At 36.4% G+C, this 18,918-nt stretch carries 9 protein-coding genes and 1 pseudogene; 5 read left to right on the top strand and 5 right to left on the bottom strand.

Annotated features, from left to right (window positions below; all coding sequences use genetic code 11):
- The first annotated feature begins 490 nt into the window (after positions 1–490).
- The 4 genes and pseudogenes from I6F44_RS00785 to I6F44_RS00770 all read left to right on the top strand — a co-directional run bounded on the left by I6F44_RS00785 (position 491) and on the right by I6F44_RS00770 (position 6,803).
- The gene (locus tag I6F44_RS00785) at positions 491–4,321 is read left to right on the top strand and encodes an AAA family ATPase (protein ID WP_197173128.1); all 3,831 of its coding nucleotides are present in this window, start codon (positions 491–493) and stop codon (positions 4,319–4,321) included.
- Entirely contained in the window at positions 4,321–4,872 is a 552-nt protein-coding gene (locus I6F44_RS00780) for a hypothetical protein (protein WP_121955392.1), read from the top strand. The genes I6F44_RS00785 and I6F44_RS00780 overlap by 1 nt, the downstream gene beginning before the upstream one ends.
- 39 nt (positions 4,873–4,911) lie before the next feature.
- Positions 4,912–5,247: pseudogene (locus tag I6F44_RS00775) on the top strand (MFS transporter); the annotation flags it as partial.
- A 425-nt stretch (positions 5,248–5,672) separates the two neighbouring features.
- Positions 5,673–6,803, top strand: coding sequence for a hypothetical protein (locus I6F44_RS00770; RefSeq protein ID WP_197173127.1), 1,131 nt, complete (start codon positions 5,673–5,675; stop codon positions 6,801–6,803).
- Between the two features lie 98 nt (positions 6,804–6,901).
- Here I6F44_RS00770 and I6F44_RS00765 read toward each other — a convergent pair whose 3' ends face one another.
- The gene (locus I6F44_RS00765) at positions 6,902–8,299 is read right to left on the bottom strand and encodes an IS4 family transposase (RefSeq protein WP_197173126.1); all 1,398 of its coding nucleotides are present in this window, start codon (positions 8,297–8,299) and stop codon (positions 6,902–6,904) included.
- Between the two features lie 401 nt (positions 8,300–8,700).
- Here I6F44_RS00765 and I6F44_RS00760 point away from each other — a divergent pair, with 401 nt between their 5' ends.
- Complete coding sequence (locus I6F44_RS00760) at positions 8,701–10,314, top strand: sensor domain-containing diguanylate cyclase (protein ID WP_331459036.1); 1,614 nt, start codon at positions 8,701–8,703, stop codon at positions 10,312–10,314.
- A 450-nt stretch (positions 10,315–10,764) separates the two neighbouring features.
- On the opposite strand, the gene I6F44_RS00755 is transcribed toward I6F44_RS00760, so the two are convergent.
- From I6F44_RS00755 to I6F44_RS00740, 4 genes are all read right to left on the bottom strand, one after another.
- Positions 10,765–14,934 (bottom strand): AAA family ATPase, encoded by a 4,170-nt coding sequence (locus I6F44_RS00755; protein WP_197173124.1) that lies wholly within the window; start codon positions 14,932–14,934, stop codon positions 10,765–10,767.
- A gap of 799 nt (positions 14,935–15,733) precedes the next feature.
- Positions 15,734–15,976, bottom strand: coding sequence for a hypothetical protein (locus tag I6F44_RS00750; RefSeq protein ID WP_197173123.1), 243 nt, complete (start codon positions 15,974–15,976; stop codon positions 15,734–15,736).
- A gap of 164 nt (positions 15,977–16,140) precedes the next feature.
- Positions 16,141–16,815, bottom strand: coding sequence for a cold-shock protein (locus tag I6F44_RS00745; RefSeq protein ID WP_197173122.1), 675 nt, complete (start codon positions 16,813–16,815; stop codon positions 16,141–16,143).
- A 550-nt stretch (positions 16,816–17,365) separates the two neighbouring features.
- Positions 17,366–18,463 (bottom strand): hypothetical protein, encoded by a 1,098-nt coding sequence (locus I6F44_RS00740; RefSeq protein WP_197173121.1) that lies wholly within the window; start codon positions 18,461–18,463, stop codon positions 17,366–17,368.
- Positions 18,464–18,918 lie beyond the last annotated feature (455 nt).

The raw sequence follows: 18,918 nt of genomic DNA, 5'->3' as shown, positions 1-18,918 counted from the left end.
CAATACAATATTTGATGTTGCGCATTATTTGATAAACGATTACAAATATTAATATATCAGATACGCATTACAATCAAAGCATTAACTTAAAATGAATATAATTATAAAACTAATTTTGTAATGTATTTTTGCTCAAATAGGCATTTAACAGAGGTTGTCAATTTTGAGAACGCAGCTGCCTTTTCAAAGTATATCGCCCTCAACGAAAATTGAACCATCAGACAAGCAGACCTGATTTAATCCCATCATCATTTTTTAAAGACAATGTTTTTTTAAAGGATTGTTACCACTAAACTGTTTAGAAATTAAATGAAAATTGAGCTTCTCATATTTTTATTCCTCGTTCAGATGATTATATTTTTCAGCTTGAATCTAATTTATAAAAACACTGAAATTAATGGTTTCATTATATTTTTCATTCCGTTATAAATATACAGTAGAAGTAAGTTACCTTTTACTCACTTCAAATTAACTAAAATGGAATGTGGTTATGTCTTTTAATAATGTAGTAGGCGATTTCTTTCACGGTAAAAAAGTAACGTATAACGAACAGGTTTTAGACTATGCTCATTTGTCTGGCGCAGACAGTTTAATACCTTTTATTCTAACCATATTGAACTGGTCATTGAAAGACACCGTTCTCGACAATAAACTTGTAACGTTTGAGCTCACTTTACAGGAAGATTCATTATTTGGATTCGAAGCTAAAAACATCACTTTCCACCATCCTAATTGTGTCAACTTACTACTAACTAGCTTTCCTATGTATGAAGTTATGGGGTCACTACTACCAAATGATAGTTTATGTATAACTAAGTTTGTTACTACTCATCGATATGAAAGCAAACACGCCGCTGAAGAGGGAGACACTATATCTGTTGAACAGGTGGTGAGCTACTTGTTCTCTGAGGATTACGATGGAAAAGCCCCTCTTCCCGCTCTTTATAAAACAATTCGGTTATTTGACAAAGAGACACACATTTCGAGCTCTGTTGACACAATCAAGCACACTCCCCCGCCACCTTTTGATATAAAAAAGCATTACTCTTCGCTATCAAAACAGACTAGGGAATTATTTGATGAAATAACCATTGTTTCAACGGCGAACTACCTCTTAAAAAACTCAGATATGAGCATTTCAAATAATGAATATGCCCGATTAAAGCTAGATAGCGTCTCGCCAGATATCTTTTTTTCAGCCATATTAAGCGTCCCTTTCATGCTCGAAACCTTAGCGGCTGAGCTCAATTGTTTTCATTATCAAGTTATTTTTCCACAGCCAGTCTATGATTACCGTGAGAACATCGAGGACGTAGTCGATGTGCGTACTTTCGATTCTGAAAAGGGCAATACGACAAACTGGTATGGCGAAGCTAAACGCCCTGTATTTAACCTTAGATTCAATCCTTTGATTGAATCATCTTTAAATAAAGCGTTTGATGGTAATGTCCTCGATACTAACCTGTTAATTAAATCGATACTTGAAATAGACAATGAGTTTATTAACGAGCTTAAAGCAATTAATAACAGTAAAAATCGCTCAGTAAAATCATTAAAAACATCACAAATAATACAAGAAGCGTTGAGTAATCGCATCATTGGTCAAAAAAAGGCAATGGAAGGTATCGCACAGGGGTATTTATCATCATGCTTACATCGTAGTGAAGGCCCTCGAATGATTTATACATTCGCTGGTCCCTCTGGGGTTGGTAAAACATATTCTGCCACTCGTTTTGCTGAATTACTCAATGATGTTGAGAGTTCAGGTTATGGATTCAATGTGTTTAATATGGAACATTTTACCCATGAGCACGATACAAAGAAATTAGTTGGCTCGGGTAACCAATATACTGATGCCTCGCTTGGTTTACTTACCAACTTAGTAAGGATAAATCCTCGCCAAGTATTACTTTTTGATGAAGTTGAAAAAGCACACCCGAATGTAATTCAATCGCTGTTAACCATTCTAGACTCTGGATATACAGAAGATGCAACCAGCTTAGAAGAAATTGACTTTACGCAATCCATTATTATTTTTACGACAAATTTAGGGCAAGAGTTATTCAATAAAAACAACCAACATCATCAAGTAAACGTATTTGATGTACTTCGTACATCTAAGAATGGTCAGACAGGACAAAGCCTTGCTCCTGAATTTGTAAACCGGCTATCAAAAGGTTATTCGGCTTTATTTTCTGGTTTAAAAGTAAATCACTTTATTAAGGCTGTCGAAAAAGTACTGATTCACGACACCCTCGGTATGGGTGGCATAACATTTAAATGGCCAGAGAGTTTTTCACGTTTCTTACTTAAAAGTTTAGCGCCTGAAATTACCATGCGACAAATAGAGCACTCACTCCCTGAAATACAAGCAAACATATTACAAAAATCAATTTCACACTTAGACGAAGAACAAAGTAATATTTTTATTAATGTGAATGTCAGTGATAATTTAGCCCACCCGCGTCAAAATGTATTTTTAGTATTAGATGATGATAAGCGTGTTTGTGACGCTATAAACCAATCATTAAGCAATGAAAGCATTACCCTGTGCGCTAATAAAAGCGACATCCCCCCCCTTCTTGAAAAGCTAAGACCTCAGAGCCTATTAATTGATGTTGATTCACTGGATGCAAATAGATTTGCTGAACTAGTTGATGAGATGTCTAGTAAAAACCCTGAACTAATTTTATTTTCTTATCAATTAATAAGTGATTCGAAAAAAAGATACAGTGCTAATCACGAAGAAGTCAGAGAGCACTTTAGTTTAGATGCGGTATCTGTCACACACGCGTTGGTAGGTATGTTTAAACGGATTAATTTCTACATTGATACTGAATATTCGCTCACTCGCATGTGTAATCAAAATCAAATGCTCAAATATAACATCTCTGTTGAGAAGTCGTCAGGTGATATTGAAGTAACCTTTCATGACTTGAATACCCAACAACTTATTTATTCCAATGATCTACGTGAAAGTGATTTTTTCTCTCAATCAGCTCCCACTGACAAACTATCCGACGTCATTGGACTCGAGCGTGCTAAAAATCGCCTTAATGATGTTATTGGATGGTTAAAACAACCATCCAAATTGAATAACTTTGGTATATCAGTACCCGCAGGTTACTTATTTGCAGGCCCTCCTGGAACAGGTAAAACACTTCTAGCAAGGGCTGTTGCCGGTGAATGTGATTTACCTTTTTTCAGTGTATCAGCCGCTGAACTTTCAGCTTCACACCATGGTGGAACAACACAAAATATTAAAAAATTATTCTCCACCGCAAGGAAATATGCACCCGCTATTGTTTTTATTGATGAGATAGATGCTATTGCTGCAGCGAGAACCGCAGGCACTTCAGGAGCCGCTCAAGATGCAAACCAAACAGTCAATGCATTATTAACCGAAATGGATGGTTTTGATGATAAATGCCAGATTTTTGTATTAGCTGCAACAAATCACCCTGAAAAACTCGACCGTGCAATTACCCGCCCTGGGCGGTTTGACGAGACTATCTATTGTGATTTACCCAATAAAGAAGCACGTACTCTCTTTTTCACTCAATACGCCTCACAACATAATTTGTACTGGACTGATGCTGAACTACTTAACCTGGTTGCACTTTCTCAAAGGATGTCTCCTGCTGAAATTCAGCAGGTACTAAAAGAAGCGATACAGTTTGCGGTATCAAATGATGTTCAACTATCTAAAGAGATTATTGAAAAAACAATGATCAGAGTGAGGTATGGCTCTCCTTCTGAACATTTGTTTTTAAGCGGAGACGAAAAGCGTAAAACAGCCTATCACGAAGCCGGTCATTTAGTCGCGCACCACCTTTTATTCCCTAAACAACATATTGACTTCATTACTATAGAGCCTCGTAATCAAGCCCTTGGATTTGTCGCCACACGACAGCCAGATGAATATGAGAGCTACTCAAAAATTACTATAATGCGCAAACTACAAATGCTCCTTGCCGGAAGAGTTGCAGAAAAACTGTGCACAGGCTCTGCTGATGAAATAAGCACTGGTGCAAGTAACGATATTGAAAAAGCCACACAGTTGGCGATGCATGCAGTTTATCAAGGGGGAATTGAGCCATCCGTAGGGCCATTAAATGTTGGCCTACTCACACGTTTTGAAGAGAGTGACTTACTTGCGAATGCGCAAAACGCAGTAAAAAGATGGATTGAAACGGCAGAAAAAGAAGTTGAAGAGTTACTTATTGAACACTATTCATTACTAGAAGTCGTTGCTGAAAAGTTGATTGATGAAGAGTCATTGATGGGCCACCAAATTTTAACACTATTAGGGGATGCGTAATGGCAATGACGCACGATGAGCTTACTCAATATCTCAAAATGAATTACTTATCTTACATATACTCTGAGGAAGACGATGTATTCATAAGTCCTGAAAAAAGCAACGTCTATACGATCAGTATATACCGAGAGAAAGGCGGCACAATTTTACATGTCGTCGCGGATTATAAATGTGACTTTTTTGAATATACGGGTGTTACTTATCAAGAGCTCAACATCGTCACCCTATTAAAGTATATGTTACAAGAAAATGAGGCCTATTCTTCAGGGTATTGGTGTTTAACTAAAGAGCATTCGCGCATCCAATTTCGTCAAACTTTATATTTAGGTGACACTAAACTAACGAGTATTACGCCAATTATAGACATGATAGCCGTTATATCCAGTGAAGAGCAGCGTGACAAGCTTCATAAAATGTGGCTATTACTTAACCCTGATAACGGCAAAGTTGGTGATACTAAAAGTTTTTTGGCTAGTGCAAAAAAGGCACAAAAACAATATTCTCAAGAGACACACGATATGCTTGATTATCTCATCGGCGATCTAGAATAAAGGCGTTGTAGGCAGTATATTTATAAAATTAGGTATAAAGCAATTAGTTCAAGCACAGTTTACATTAGCGGCTCGTTGTTATTATTAGGGGTTGGGTTTGGCTTATTTTCGACCCCAAACAATAATGCCATTATGGGTGCTGTAGATAAAAGTGAGCTAGGCGTCGCATCTTCCTCAATGAACTTCTCGCGCACTATTGGTAATTTATTTGGTATGAGCTTAATCAACTTAATTGTACATTATTACCTTGGTGACAGCACCTTTTCAGCACAAAATGGCCACGCATTAATGAGTACGATTTCATTGGCGTTTACAGTGTCACTAGGGTTTGTAATTCTTGCCAGTTGTATTTCTGCGCTGCGAGGACGCGCTTAAAAGGATAGATTAATTATTTACTGCGTACCTACCTTAAAATACAAGGCAAGAACATGAAAAAAGTCTATTAGTTCAATACCTTTTCAAGGTAGGCTGTACTATGCATAGCTTTTTAATGCTCTTGCCCTGAGTTCTAAAGAATCATTATCAGAAGAATTTAAAAGGTGCATATTAGGCAAACCGTTAATATACTTTAATTTTAAATTCTAAATATTTCCTTAATTAATTAAAGAACACTATATTTTCAATAACACATTAAACAAGTAAAAAAACAAAAAATAGCATTATGTCTAAAAGCGATGAAAAACCATATAAATAAATGGTACTTTTCCTTGAGGATCTTTATTTTTTTAAGAAAAACAATTATCAATTAAACCTTTTTAAAATAAAAACACATTCAAAATCAATCTTTACTAGGAGCTATAATGAAAGAAGAAAAAATCACTGAAGAACAGGATTTTTCAGAAGACACCTATTCCAAATGGTATATATTTTTTACGATACCTATACTTTCTTCTTTGTATTTTTTTTGGTTTGTTATGAAACTTTTAATGTCTTTTATTTTTTCTCTTGGGGAGGAAGATAGAAGAGATAAAACATATGTTAGGTATTCTGAAAATGGCATACATAAAACAGGACTTTCAAGTACATATAAATCAGGTAATTTGATACGTATTCTTATAGTAGGAGCGGGTATATATTTTACATATAAAGGTATAGAAGCCTGTATTAAAGTATTTCATGCTAGTTTAGAAACAGGTGTTATTTTTCTTCTACCACTTTGTATTGCTGGCACAGCATCATTATTATTTAGTGAAAGCTTTAAAAAACATTTAAACAACGACAAATCATCACTGCCATTTATTATTGTATCATTTGTTGGTTTAGCCATTTCTATAGCTATAACGGTATATTTATACAAAATTGATTTCTTAGAAATGGGAGATAGTAAAAATATTAAAGATGGTATTTTTTCATTGTTTTTTGTTCCTTTATTTATCTTTTCTGGTTACATATTACCTATAATGGTTTCTTTAATATCTATTTTGTTAACATTAAAAGATAAAAATAGTTATTCTATATTTGCTGTTATTTTTGCTTTTTTATTAGGTTCTATTCCTCCTTATATGCAATATCAAGAAGTTCAAAAAAACATTGAAAATAAAAAAGAGGAAATTAGAAAAGAAAAAGAAAAAATTATACAAAATAAAAAAAGAAATAAATTAAGAGAAGAACGGTATAAAGAGATGAGTATGAACGAAAAAGGTTTTACTTATTATTCTCCAGAAATAATTTCAGCTCGTTATGACCCAACAAAAAAGAAAGAAGAAGATGATAAAAGATTAACTGGCACAGGGAAAGGTAGTTTACTTATACTGCCTAGTTATAAATTCAGAGTTAAGGTTAGTGTTGAAGGTTTCGAAAATTATACTTATGGTATGGAAGTGCCAGTAGGGAAGTATAAAATAACATTAGAGCATGAAAAATATAGAAAACATAAGGAAATATACGAAGTAAAAGAAGGTGGTAATATCATTTATATAAAAATGATATGATAATTCCTTAAAAATATATGACCTAAGTTTTAATAATATTAGGTCATTTTTAATATAGAAAGGGGGTTTTCACCCCTGTGTCAGGATCTGTCTCTTGATCACATCTCCTGTTGTTGCGCTTGTATGAATCGAGCGCCTTCTAGCAGTTGGCTCAGTGAAAACCAACCTTTCCATAAAGCTTCCCAACCAACAACATCTGTTTGCTTGCTGTTGTGCCACCCGCCTAATTTGGCAAGTGCATAATAAGCCCAATGTAATGAAGGTGTTGTGTTAGGTGCTTTTTTAGTTTCAGTCTTTGACCACAACAGTTTCCATTCAAGAAGATTGAAAAAATTGTCGCAACTAATTGATTTTGCATTATCTTTATCGACAATAAGCTCGCGTAACTGGAGAAGTCTCACCGCAATAAATGCTGTTATTACAATGATCTTTTCTAGATTATTTCGCGTTTGCATGCGAAACGACTCAACTTGAGTGCCCGCTGACTTCCACGCTTTATGGAACTCTTCAACTCGCCATCTTAGTTCATAAAATCTAACTATCTTTAGTGCATCAGAAGCACTATTTATCGGTTCGCCTGTATACAATTTCCACGACAAAGGACTTGTTCCACTTGGTGGATCAATCTCGTTGCAACTTATTACTGTTAAATTCATACCACCAAGTTTCTTGTGTTTTTTAGGCGGATAAATAGTAATGCAAGCATAACGTACAGCTACTTTCGCAATACGTGCTTTTCGGCCTCCTTTTTGCTGTATCTTAACCGAATATGAAGCTTCGCTAGATTGATTTTCAATGTAGGGACTTAGTTTATCGCCGTCTGCATTCACGACCCGCTCATGCTTGGCCCTCACTACAAACCGTTGATTATTTATTGTTTTATAATCAATATACTCAAACATATCAGATTCTCGATCACAAACGCTTATGATATTGTCCATGACATCTGCAAATCGGGTACTCATTTCTTCCGACGAGCGTTGCCATTTATAACTTTCTTTCGTTTCGTACTTGCGGCGTTTTCTGTCGTTAGCGGTACCAAAGTTTTCATCTTTTCTGCACCAACGATGTTGTGCACCCAAGCCAATAGTACGCTCTGTTTCTGCATCGACCATAAGGACGGTGTGCGCCAACATCCCTTTAGAAGAGCTTTGTTTATATGCGCCAGTATGTCCGAGCTCTTTAGTCACATTGTGTCGGTAACACAATGTTGATGTATCTTCTAGCGCAAGGATTGTGTTTGACAGCGTTATTGCAGGTAACAGCGAATTCAAACCGGCGGTAGCGATGTTATCTGCGTCAACTTTATCATTGCGAAGAAAGCGATATGCGCCTTCAATAGAGGCCTGTGAGCCAGATGCTTTCACAATAGAACTTCCTGTGTTGCTCGCCATTTGATGACTTATTTTTACCAGGCGTTTAGTGCGTCGTTCATCACCTAATTCAGCATGTTTAAACAAATGATTAGCCCATTTTTCAGTATCTTTTATCAGCATAATAATTAAACTCGACCGGTTTTTTCGTTATAACTGATCTGATCGACTGATATAAATAAAGTTCAATTGAAGCCTAATTTATTTGTGTATAAGAGTCAGGTGTCAGGATAGTTGTCACTTCTAACTTTTAATAAAGGCAGAACGAACTTTCTCATACTATAAATAAGTACGGGTCAAAATTTCAATCGCCTAACCGCCAACACACACTGTTGGTTGAGCAGCTCGAGTAGTTTCATAAATTATAAAAATGGAGAGCGCAAGCAGTTACTTCTTTCATTGAAAAAAAGTAATCTTGCCTAAATATAATGAATAACGACGGTTCTAGCTTTCTTCTGTATACCTTCGCCCTTTTATGCTGTTGTTTATTTCACTCAACAGCACTGGCTACGACCTCGATACCTGTGCAAAAAATCCAAGGAAACGACGTAATTATTGAACAGTTTAAAATGGGTTACTTTACTGATGTAACAGAAAAAATGCAGTTAAATGAAATACAAAAACAACCGTTTCGCATTTCTTCCAATAGTATTTCACTCGGCACAGCCGCTAAAGTCACGTGGGCAAAAATAGAACTGGAAAATTTAGATAAAAAAATACAAAAAATCTATCTCCACCACCCTTATGCATACCATAATCATAAAGTAGAGCTTTATGAAGTTATCGATAACACATTAGTCCGTGAACGCATTCTTGATATGGATAACCCTGCAACATTACAATGGATGTACCGTGGTAGCGCCGTTTTTGATATAGAATTACAAAATAAAAAAACGTTATATATAAAAAGTATTTCCTTCTCTCACCAATGGTTTAGCCTTAACCTTTACAATGAAGACCAGTCTAAAAGAGCCTTGTTGGGCCAATATACCGATATCGCGCTGCTTGTAGGGATGATACTTGCACTTATTATTTATAATTTTTTACTTTTTATCTCATCTCGTTTAAAAGAGCACTTCTATTATTCATGCTATCTCGTTTGTGGTGGTTTTTGGATTGCACTTTCCTATGGGATGTTTGCCGATTTCTTCAATATCTTTGGCTCCATTACTTTGAAATGGCATCTATCTTTAGTCGCAATGCCAATATTTTTAATATTGTTTATGATCAATATTTTCGAGACTAAAAGTAAATACCCAGTTGAACATTGGGCACTTATATCAATTATAGTTTTATTAACTATCAACTTTATTTATGGTTTATTTGATATTGTAACAGCCCTTAAGTACTCAAGCTCACTCGCTGCTGTAATGATGGCTGTTAGTCTCTCTGTCAGTTTTTCTATGTTGTTTCGAAAACACCCCATCGCACTATTCTTTTTAATAGGTCATGGGTTATTTGTCATCTTTAGTATTTTAGCTGTCTTCTTTTACAAAGGAAAAGCGGAATTTAACTACATCAACAGTCACGGTGTAGGCATTGGTATTATGTTAGAAGCCCTCGTTCTATCGCTTATTATCGCCTATAGAATTCGAATATTAGAGAACCTAAAAATAAAACAAGCGGATCTTCAATTATTAGCATCAACAGATCCTTTAACACAGTTATTTAATCGCCGTCATTTTAGCCTTGCTGCAACAGAGTTATTAAACAAAGCAAAGCAAATGCATCGCCCTATCTCTGCTATTATTATCGATATAGATCATTTTAAACGTGTTAATGATACGTATGGGCACGTCGCTGGCGATAAGTCGTTGAGGTGTGTCGCGGATATTATTAGACAACAGTGTCGTAAACACGATTTATTAGCCCGCTATGGAGGCGAGGAGTTTGTTATTCTCATGCCGGACACACGCTCAAGTAAAGCCTATGCGCTAGTAGAGGAAATGAGACAAACATTAGAGCGCACTGAAGTAAGTATAAATAAGACCTTATCGATTCGTTTAACAATGAGTAGTGGTATCACAGAGGTTAAACCTGAGAACATAAACCTAGATGATGTGATTAATCAGGCAGATAAAGCGCTGTATACAGCAAAAAATAATGGCAGGAACCAAACCCAGCTATCGACTTTTTAATCAGGGTAACTATCTGGTATAGACGCTCACTTTAATGATAATACTTCGTATTCAAACCCGATAGTTCCCGCTATTAGAAGAAAACACTCCCCTCCCCGACAGCCCTTTTACCGCTTAGCGTTGCACCCGCCCCACTTTACCCATGAGACGCAAATACGCGCCGACGTGGGCATTTGAGACAGAATTAACCAACTAAAACCTGAGATAAAAAACGTGTATACATGCACGTTTATCGGCGCGACCACATGCGTGTGCACGGCGATAAACCGTTATGATAGGACTTTTTAAGGACTATTTATTTTCGTTTACACTGGGGATATGAAACAACACAGATCTGGCACTTTAGTGATTTTATTAACCCCACACGCGTAAAAACACCTTAAACACGTCACCCAGCTCTCCCCACCTTTTTGCAGATGAGCAGAGCACGTGATTAACTGAGGCCCTTCGTTAGTGATTGTGAGTAGGCTCTTCCTTGTCTGCTAACGCATAAGCAATGTTAAATATCTCTTCCCATATATCCTTTTCTGTCGCGCTGTAAAAAAAATGAGATAACTTCATCACGGTTGCCCAGAATAAACGCTCACCAATATGAATACTGGCCAACCTATCCTGATTATCATGCATATATGTTGCTATCACCGCTTGAAATAAAGCATCCATCTCAAGCAGGTAAGGGTGCAAATCAAAGTCTGTATCAATAAGCCTTTTCAGGGCCTGAATGAGAGTCTCATTCAGCGTGTCGTCTTTACTCATGGGGTCTTGGCTGAGCCTATGCCAGGCACTCAATGTCAGTAACGTGAGCTCACTTCGCTGTGTGCTATCATAACGCCTTATCAGCCAATCTATATGCTCTATGACCGTTTCCACTTCGAGACTAAGCGAATAAGTCAGCACCATATTACCTAGAGACAAAGAATCTAAATTTCTTTTGTTAAAGTAAAAATTTTCGTGACTCTCTTTAAGAAAATGACCGACATTAGCAACCGCTTTAAAGTTCTTAAACCTGTCTAAATTTGATTCATACACTGCTGGTTTATTTTCTTTTAAGCCAAGAAAAGCGTGTGTAATGTCTTTCTCTGACGGAAGTTGTGGGAACTCTCCTTCATAGTGTGGTTTAAAAGTAAACAATCTAAATACACAAGGAAAGTAATATTCATCAAAACACCCCGGTAACCGCTTTCTGTATTCAGACATTATTTTATAGATGTCTATACAGAATAAAATAGCTTCGTCTAATGCATCGACATGCGTATTTCCGGTATTTAGCACATATGTCACGAACTTAGACTTCGTTTCTAACACCTTATCTACTGCCTGCTCACCGTAGTCGGTGTAATTCTCAGTCGCAAATTGACATGCTTTTAATAATAATTGCTCTTTTTCATCGGGCGAGCTTGAAGTCAGCGCAATATTTAATACTAAGCTCACGATCAAATCCCTGACGCCAAACGAATCATCTTTAAATCCATTATCAAATTCTTCAAAGACATTAAGGTAATCATGATGTGCTTGTTCGATTGATATTTTTTTGTTGTCTAATTTCGCGGTGATACCACTCATTTCTCGCGCATATGCCCTGTAATTATCTGGGCTATTTTTTTTATATTTAGATGACAGTTGATTAAGCTCGTCAAAGGCTGCGACCGATTTTTCATTTAAGTCGGGAGCTGCCTGTCGGCTATAGATATGAGCCCGAGACAGACTTAACTCTTCACGTTGCTCTTGCATAGTAAATATGATCTGAAGATATGGTTCAGCTTTTATCTTATGCTCAAAGCGAAGCAGCTCTTCCATCGCTTTTTGGTTTTCATTAAGATTGATGAGTAATCTGAGGACGAGAAGCGCTTCATCGCAATAGGCGCAAGCCATGAATGTCTGAGTGCAATCCATGGTATAAAAAAATTCAGCTATATCACGCTTTAATATCGTCAAAGGCAGCGCTGCAAAATAGCCAGCGACCCCTTTATCTATATACTTTTGATCTTCACCCAATTCAGCATCTATTACCTTATATATTAGCTGCAACATGCGCCAATTGAGCGAGTTTTCATTCTTTTTTTCATTCCCTTCTATAGTGTTAATAATAAAGCTTAGCTGTTGCTTAAAGAACGTTGCGAGCAAACCATGTTTGTAATTATACTGTTCGGCATAATTAGGCAAGCGCCTTAGTATCTCGTATATTTCGTCCATGATCGTATAGTGTTCAGCCGTCAAAGATAGGTAATCACACTCAGTCGGAAGTAACGCCTGAAGAGGGGCTAATAACTCATCGTCTGAATAAATAATGCCTTCAATGACGTCACGGACAACCTTTGAAGAGAAAGGAGCCCCCAGCAAAGAAGAGAACAATAAGCTATATACAGCGCAATCACCGAACTGACCAAAATAAATCCTTATCAGATTTAAGCGCTCCTCCATTACTGCATAGGCCATTAAACTAAATCCTGAATGTAGATCAGTGCTATTATAATGACTTAGTGATATCTGGTATTTTTCGATTAATTGTTTAAATGTCTCATCAAGCACTGATGAGAAGTCAATGATCTCAGGGTTAATTTCATAAGGCTTTTCATTATTTGCTATAAGCGCTCGTTGCAATATTAATGGTAACGTTGTCTTATCATTATAAAAGTTGCTATCACACAGCATGTTAATTGTTTCAATCGCAAAAAGTGTATTTACTCTCTCTGACTCTTTGAGTGTAGTGCCCTCCCCTTTTAAAGCTGAAATTATCCCTTTTGATAGCTGTGCTAATTGAGCGTCACTTGAATAAAGAATACGACCTAATATCGTTTGGATCATTAACTGATCGAGCCCGTTCAAATAGAGTGTATGCGGCACAACGTCTATAGCTTGCAGCTCAACTAGATCAGCCTCAATATTTAGATCTGCGCTTGCAACCCCAGCAATACCTAGTTTTGCGAACAGGTAGTTAACATGTTGATAAAAAGCCCTATCTTGTGAATTAATTCTATTAGAAAACAGGGTGGCAGCATCGCTGGGCCTTACTGAAGTAACTATGTAAATATTCTTATTAAGCAAATGTTTGAGAAGGTACTCAACTGCAACATCATCGATCCATTGAATATCATCAATGAAGACTGTAACGGGCTGGTTATTACCTACCAGTGATTTAAGCACGTCGATCGCTTTATTTATTTTTTCAAATTGTTGCGTTTTTGTTTCACTATTTTGCCTATTAAGCGCCTGCTGTCCTTGTTTTTTCAGGTGCGCTATGGAGCTGCTCACACCTATCCGTCCTGTTACCTTATCAATCGTGCTCGCCAGCTTATCGACTCCAGATACTGATACGCCAAAAATAGCTCCAATAGCCTTTACCGCATTTTCTATATTCATCTGACTTTTGAAAAAATCTTTCCCTTTGTTAGAAAGTCCCTTCAATGCATCAAGGCGGTGTGCTTCCTCAATAATACTCTGCTCTAGTGCGCTCAGCCCCGTATTCGTCGATGTACTCCCCGCTTCATTGATGAGTGTCAGACGAATATTACGTTCATGCTTTTGAAGTCGTCTTATATGGTGGTTGATCAAAGTCGTCTTGCCTATCCCTGGCTCACCAGAGACGATTGATATAGATCCTTGTTTCCTATTATCAAAATACGTAACTAAATCTTGAAGTTCGACTTCACGACCGACAAAGCTAGCAGCCTTCACTGCCACTTTAGGCATATCATGTGTTGGCCTTTCAAGCATTCCATAACGCTGTGCAAAACTTCGCTGGTTATTTAGTAGAGTTTGTTTATTCTCAAATTCAGTGGGAAATGGAGAATATGGCTGAAACTGTTCGTCGCTATACTGAAACACGATTGATATACCAGTACTTTTCCCAAGCTCTTTTTGGTATTTATTTTGCGCAAGCACCAAAGAAATTAGTTCTAGTGAGTTTATATCAAGATACTGCGGATTGTTTATCCACAATAACCGAGGTGAACTATGGCTAAGGATCATCAATAATTTAAACGCGAGCTGAAATACATCTGCATTACTACTTTTATTAAATTTAGTCGATAATTTATCCAGCTTCGCTTTAGCTTCATCACAAAGATAGATATCAGCTGTTTTTATTAGTTCAGCCTTCGCAGCTAACTTATTACCCGACGTATCAACGAGGCTGTCTTGTAGAAAATTTGTTAGCTTGCCACTAATATCGATACTTTCTTTAGTCGCACCAATAATCGTATCATTCACATAATCACTTAGTTCACTGAATATGATTTCCAAACCTTTGTCTAAATAGTCCCCAACTAACGAATCCACCCATCCACCGGTTGTTACTGATATAACACCTTGTAGTGATTTCTTAAGCGCTTCAATACTTTTTATATCTTTAAGTTGTTCTTCCAATAATTGCAATATTGTTTCTAAAATAACAAAACAACTTGAAGATGGCGTTGGACTCCCTTCTATGCACAGAAGATTACTTTGATTATCTTTAAGCTCATTATTATAGACTTCCGCTGCTAATGTTAACGGCAAGTTTTTAGTTAGGTTTAATTCATAGCCCGGCAAAAACAGCGCCATATCTTTTCGGTTTATCTCTATAAATAGGGGGGTGTAGAGTGATTTTTTTATGTCTTTAACGTAGTTTTCTGTAAGCATCTATTTACATCCTTTTAATTTAAACGCTCTAAGTAATTTACTAATTTATATACTTTTTTGTTATGGTCAACTAATTACAATCAATGTAAATTCATGCAGTCTTTAAAATAGAGGACACGCGCTTTAGAACATACTCAATACCGGATCCAAGCGCAGTGCTCTCTCGTGCTGTTTTTAAAGAAGCCGATTATTTGAAAGTAGCATGAACGTTATTTGTCGAGCTAACTGCCAATTCAATTTTTTAACCCACACAATATTATTATAGTTACAGTGAATAACCATGGGCTAAGCATTGTGGATTTCTCATAGCATTGAATCAAAACTCAACGATAAAACACTAAAGCCAAAGTATGAACCTAGCCTATTATCGATAAACTGCATAACTACTTAAAGTAAATCATGCACGTTTAGTCGATAAAGCCTAATTTCCGAATTAGGTAACCTACCTCACTAATTAATTTGTTAAACTATTTATTTTTAAAATGGTCAACTGAACATCGGAAAAGGCGCACATAGCGTGTGCCATCACCTTATTTTTTACCTTAAAATATCAATGACGGTTGTTACAGTATCTAAGGTATCTCAGTACAAAAGACACCAATATATGGGTTAACAGCCCTGATTATGAATGTATATTTACGGTGGGTAACATAATAAAGAATTAAATCAGGTAGCCAATAGAAAGACCGACACACTAAGAACCGATCTTTTTTATTATTATGCGGGTGCTTAATGAATGCTTTCTGTGTCACGCAAGTAGCGCATTTTTAATTAAGGGATTAACTTTTTAAAAAGCATGCTATATGAATTTATCTTTTTCAGCAGCGTAGCGCATAGTCGCTCGGTGATATTTTAATTCAATGTTCCATAGCTTAACATCTTTGAGCTGGTGTATAGCGTCGACTATTAGCCATGCCATAGCATCCTCTTCAGTCACCCCAAAATTTCTAAATTCATAGCCATGATACTCTTCTCTATATGAAAATATTATTGGGTACCCTATAAGTTTAGGATGACTAGCACGAATTATGCTTACTGACATGTCTTGCATATTAGATGAATGCCTGGCAACTTTAGTCGATAATAGAGGCACATATACAAAAACATCATGCCAATCACGACCTATGACAAGTTTGGTAATTTTTTCTCCATTAAGATGCCACGGTTTTTTAATAAAACATTGATATTTTTGATCTCAAGTACTTATTACGCAGTGAGCAATAAGCCAACAACAACTAGAATCATAAATATAAATATGCCCCCAGAAAGATCTACTGGGCCTGGCCCCTCTAGTTGCTTTCTTCTTTTCTCACTCTCCTGTTCACATACAGCCTGAAACTGACTTGTAAAGGCTTCAATTAATTCCTTAATTAGTTTAACACTTTCAGCCGCTTCTTCTTTTATATCACACGGTATAAGCTGAGTAACGATTGCAAAGTCACCCTTAAAAGCATGTACAGAATATTGGTAGTTTCCGGATGAAAATGTGTCTTTCTCATATTTTAAGTTAAGTATTGCATTACAACCGGCTTCAACAGCAAGCTTTTTTATATGCTCCCTCCCTTCATCAGGGTTTTCGAAAAATTGAGTGCTTAGGGGCAACCTTTTTTCCACGTGACCATGTTTAGGGTTAGGGTATTTGCTCATAAAAAAATTAACGGGCTCACTTTTAAAATAAACACGAGGGACTATGATTTTTTTTGCAGCTAACCCTTTAGGGGTAGGTATAGGAGTGAACTCAACTACAACGCCCTTAACAAGCTTAGCTTCATCTGCGCTATTGAGTAAATTTGTAAAGTGAAGAAAATAGCTTTCATCATCATCCCCATTAATAAATCCATATTTTTTACTTTTTATATATGATACAACTTTACCTTTCACTACTATTCCCTATATTTATGTTTAAATAATGGTTGTTTCTGCATTCCCGTAAAGCAGAGGCGATTAGCGCTAGCTCCAAACGCTTTTGAAAGAAAATTAAGACTTGCTTGATCTGATAATCCCCCTTTAACATCTATCGAAAATCAAGGCTATATTTGCTCTTAACTAGTTGAACAATTATAAAGTAAAACTAAGCCCTCTCTTTTATTATCAATAAGAGATATTTCAGAAATGGCTTTTATAATACAGACTTCGATGTAGTATTTTTGTAGTTAAAAATGTTCGGCTCAGATGCAGAGTTTTTCAAGTTAGTTGTCGTAGCAAATCTTATGTACTTCATATATTATTAATCCTTTGTAGAGGAATATAGACCTACCAGTAAGCTACACTTTTCGCCTATAGACCTTTGAACACTTAACTTTGCTCAGAAACACAAAACTTTTTTACTAGGGTATTTCAGACAATAGGACATTGTAATATTAATGACTATTTCGTCTAGACTAGGGAGAAATTCGTCCCTATTTAAAAAGACTTACTATTTAATGTACCCTTAAGGTCGCTCACCTAAAGATAAGCCACTTTTTTCTTCATACTCAAGCATTGTTTTTTCACTGTTTAGACCTGTTATCCTGTATTTAACAGCAGCACCTAACCTATACTTTTTCATTAAGTCATCTTTTGTAACTGTATAGAGGCTCATGTTTTTTCTAAAATTTTCAAATCTATGAAGTGATCTTACGGATCGATAAGTATGAGGGGAAAGTTGCATATTTATATTACTATAAGTAGATACATCGTTATTTATATAAATTGATAGTGACATCAAATCTATAAAGCTATCAGATTTATTCTCTATATATAGCGTTTGATCACCGCCTGACGTGTAGAGCACTATATCTTCATTGTGGTAACGGGGAGTGAAATTGAGTAACCTTTTATTTTGACTCTCGATTGAATACACCACTTGGTGCTTTGCTATTTTTTGATCCAACCTCCACGTTTTGGTGCAATTATCAATTTTTGTCTGCCAATTATTGATTGAATAGCACGTCAGTGAAAATTTTATATCGTTTCCTAATTGCGTAATATACGCATTAAATAATGCATCCATTTCTCCAGTACTTACCCATGCTTTACTTATGCCCGAACTCGGATTCTCTGGTTTATTTTGAATGCTAACGCGTACTTTTTCTTCACCCACACTCTGTGTATAGATCTTACTATTATCAACCGTCTTTATGCTTACGTTTTCTCTAATAACAGATGTAGTTTTATCTAATTTTTCAATTAAGTGCGTATATGCAGATCCTGCTCTCTTATTATGTGTCGACAGTGCTAAAAACATATTTTCAAGATCGACTTTTTTCACGGCTTCACGAGCAGCTAAAGCATAAGCGCTCTCATCGAACTCAGTGCCATATATCCCTCGCGCTATGGGTGACAACAATCCTAGACTAAATGCAGTGCCAATAACCCCCATCGCACTTGCTACACCTTCTTCAAGGGATACTGTCATCGTTCTAAATAAGGGGCCGTCTGTATCACACAATCCGGTGTTATTTCCTTTTGAGCCCGTTAAGCTATCTGTAGAGCAGTAGTTTTCTTTGGGGCTAACATTAAACGCCGGCGACATATCATTTAACTTCACCCATGGCCCCGAAGTTGGTTGCAACCTGAACTTAGAAAATACGTAGCCCTCATCTATTTTCTCAAGGTAACCATACATAGTGGGAAAGGCTGAGTAATTTGATGAATGTGTTTCAAATGACAAGGGGTCTGGCGCTGTATGCATTGTAGTGTTACAAGCAATGAGGGTGCACGAAAACATTATTACTGAACATTTATTGAACATTAAAATTCCATATAATTTAGATTCCTATCTCGTATATATTTTACTTTTTACATTCTAGATTTCAATGCTTTTGCAGTAATAAACAACTAATATTTATTTAAAGAGTAAGCATTTATAATTGCAACTTTATCCTATTTGGCACAAGTCAGACTTAGATGAATTCATGAATAGTTAAGTTACCTACTTCACCACTGAAGTTATGTATGGGGTATCCGTGCGTTCAAAAAGGGCTGTAATTAACAGGAGTTAAT

Origin of the sequence: Pseudoalteromonas sp. NZS11_1 (assembly GCF_015864275.1) — a bacterium.
GTDB lineage: Bacteria > Pseudomonadota > Gammaproteobacteria > Enterobacterales > Alteromonadaceae > Pseudoalteromonas > Pseudoalteromonas arctica.
Note: the sequence above shows the minus strand (reverse complement) of the source record. Positions and strands in the feature narration are given on the sequence as shown.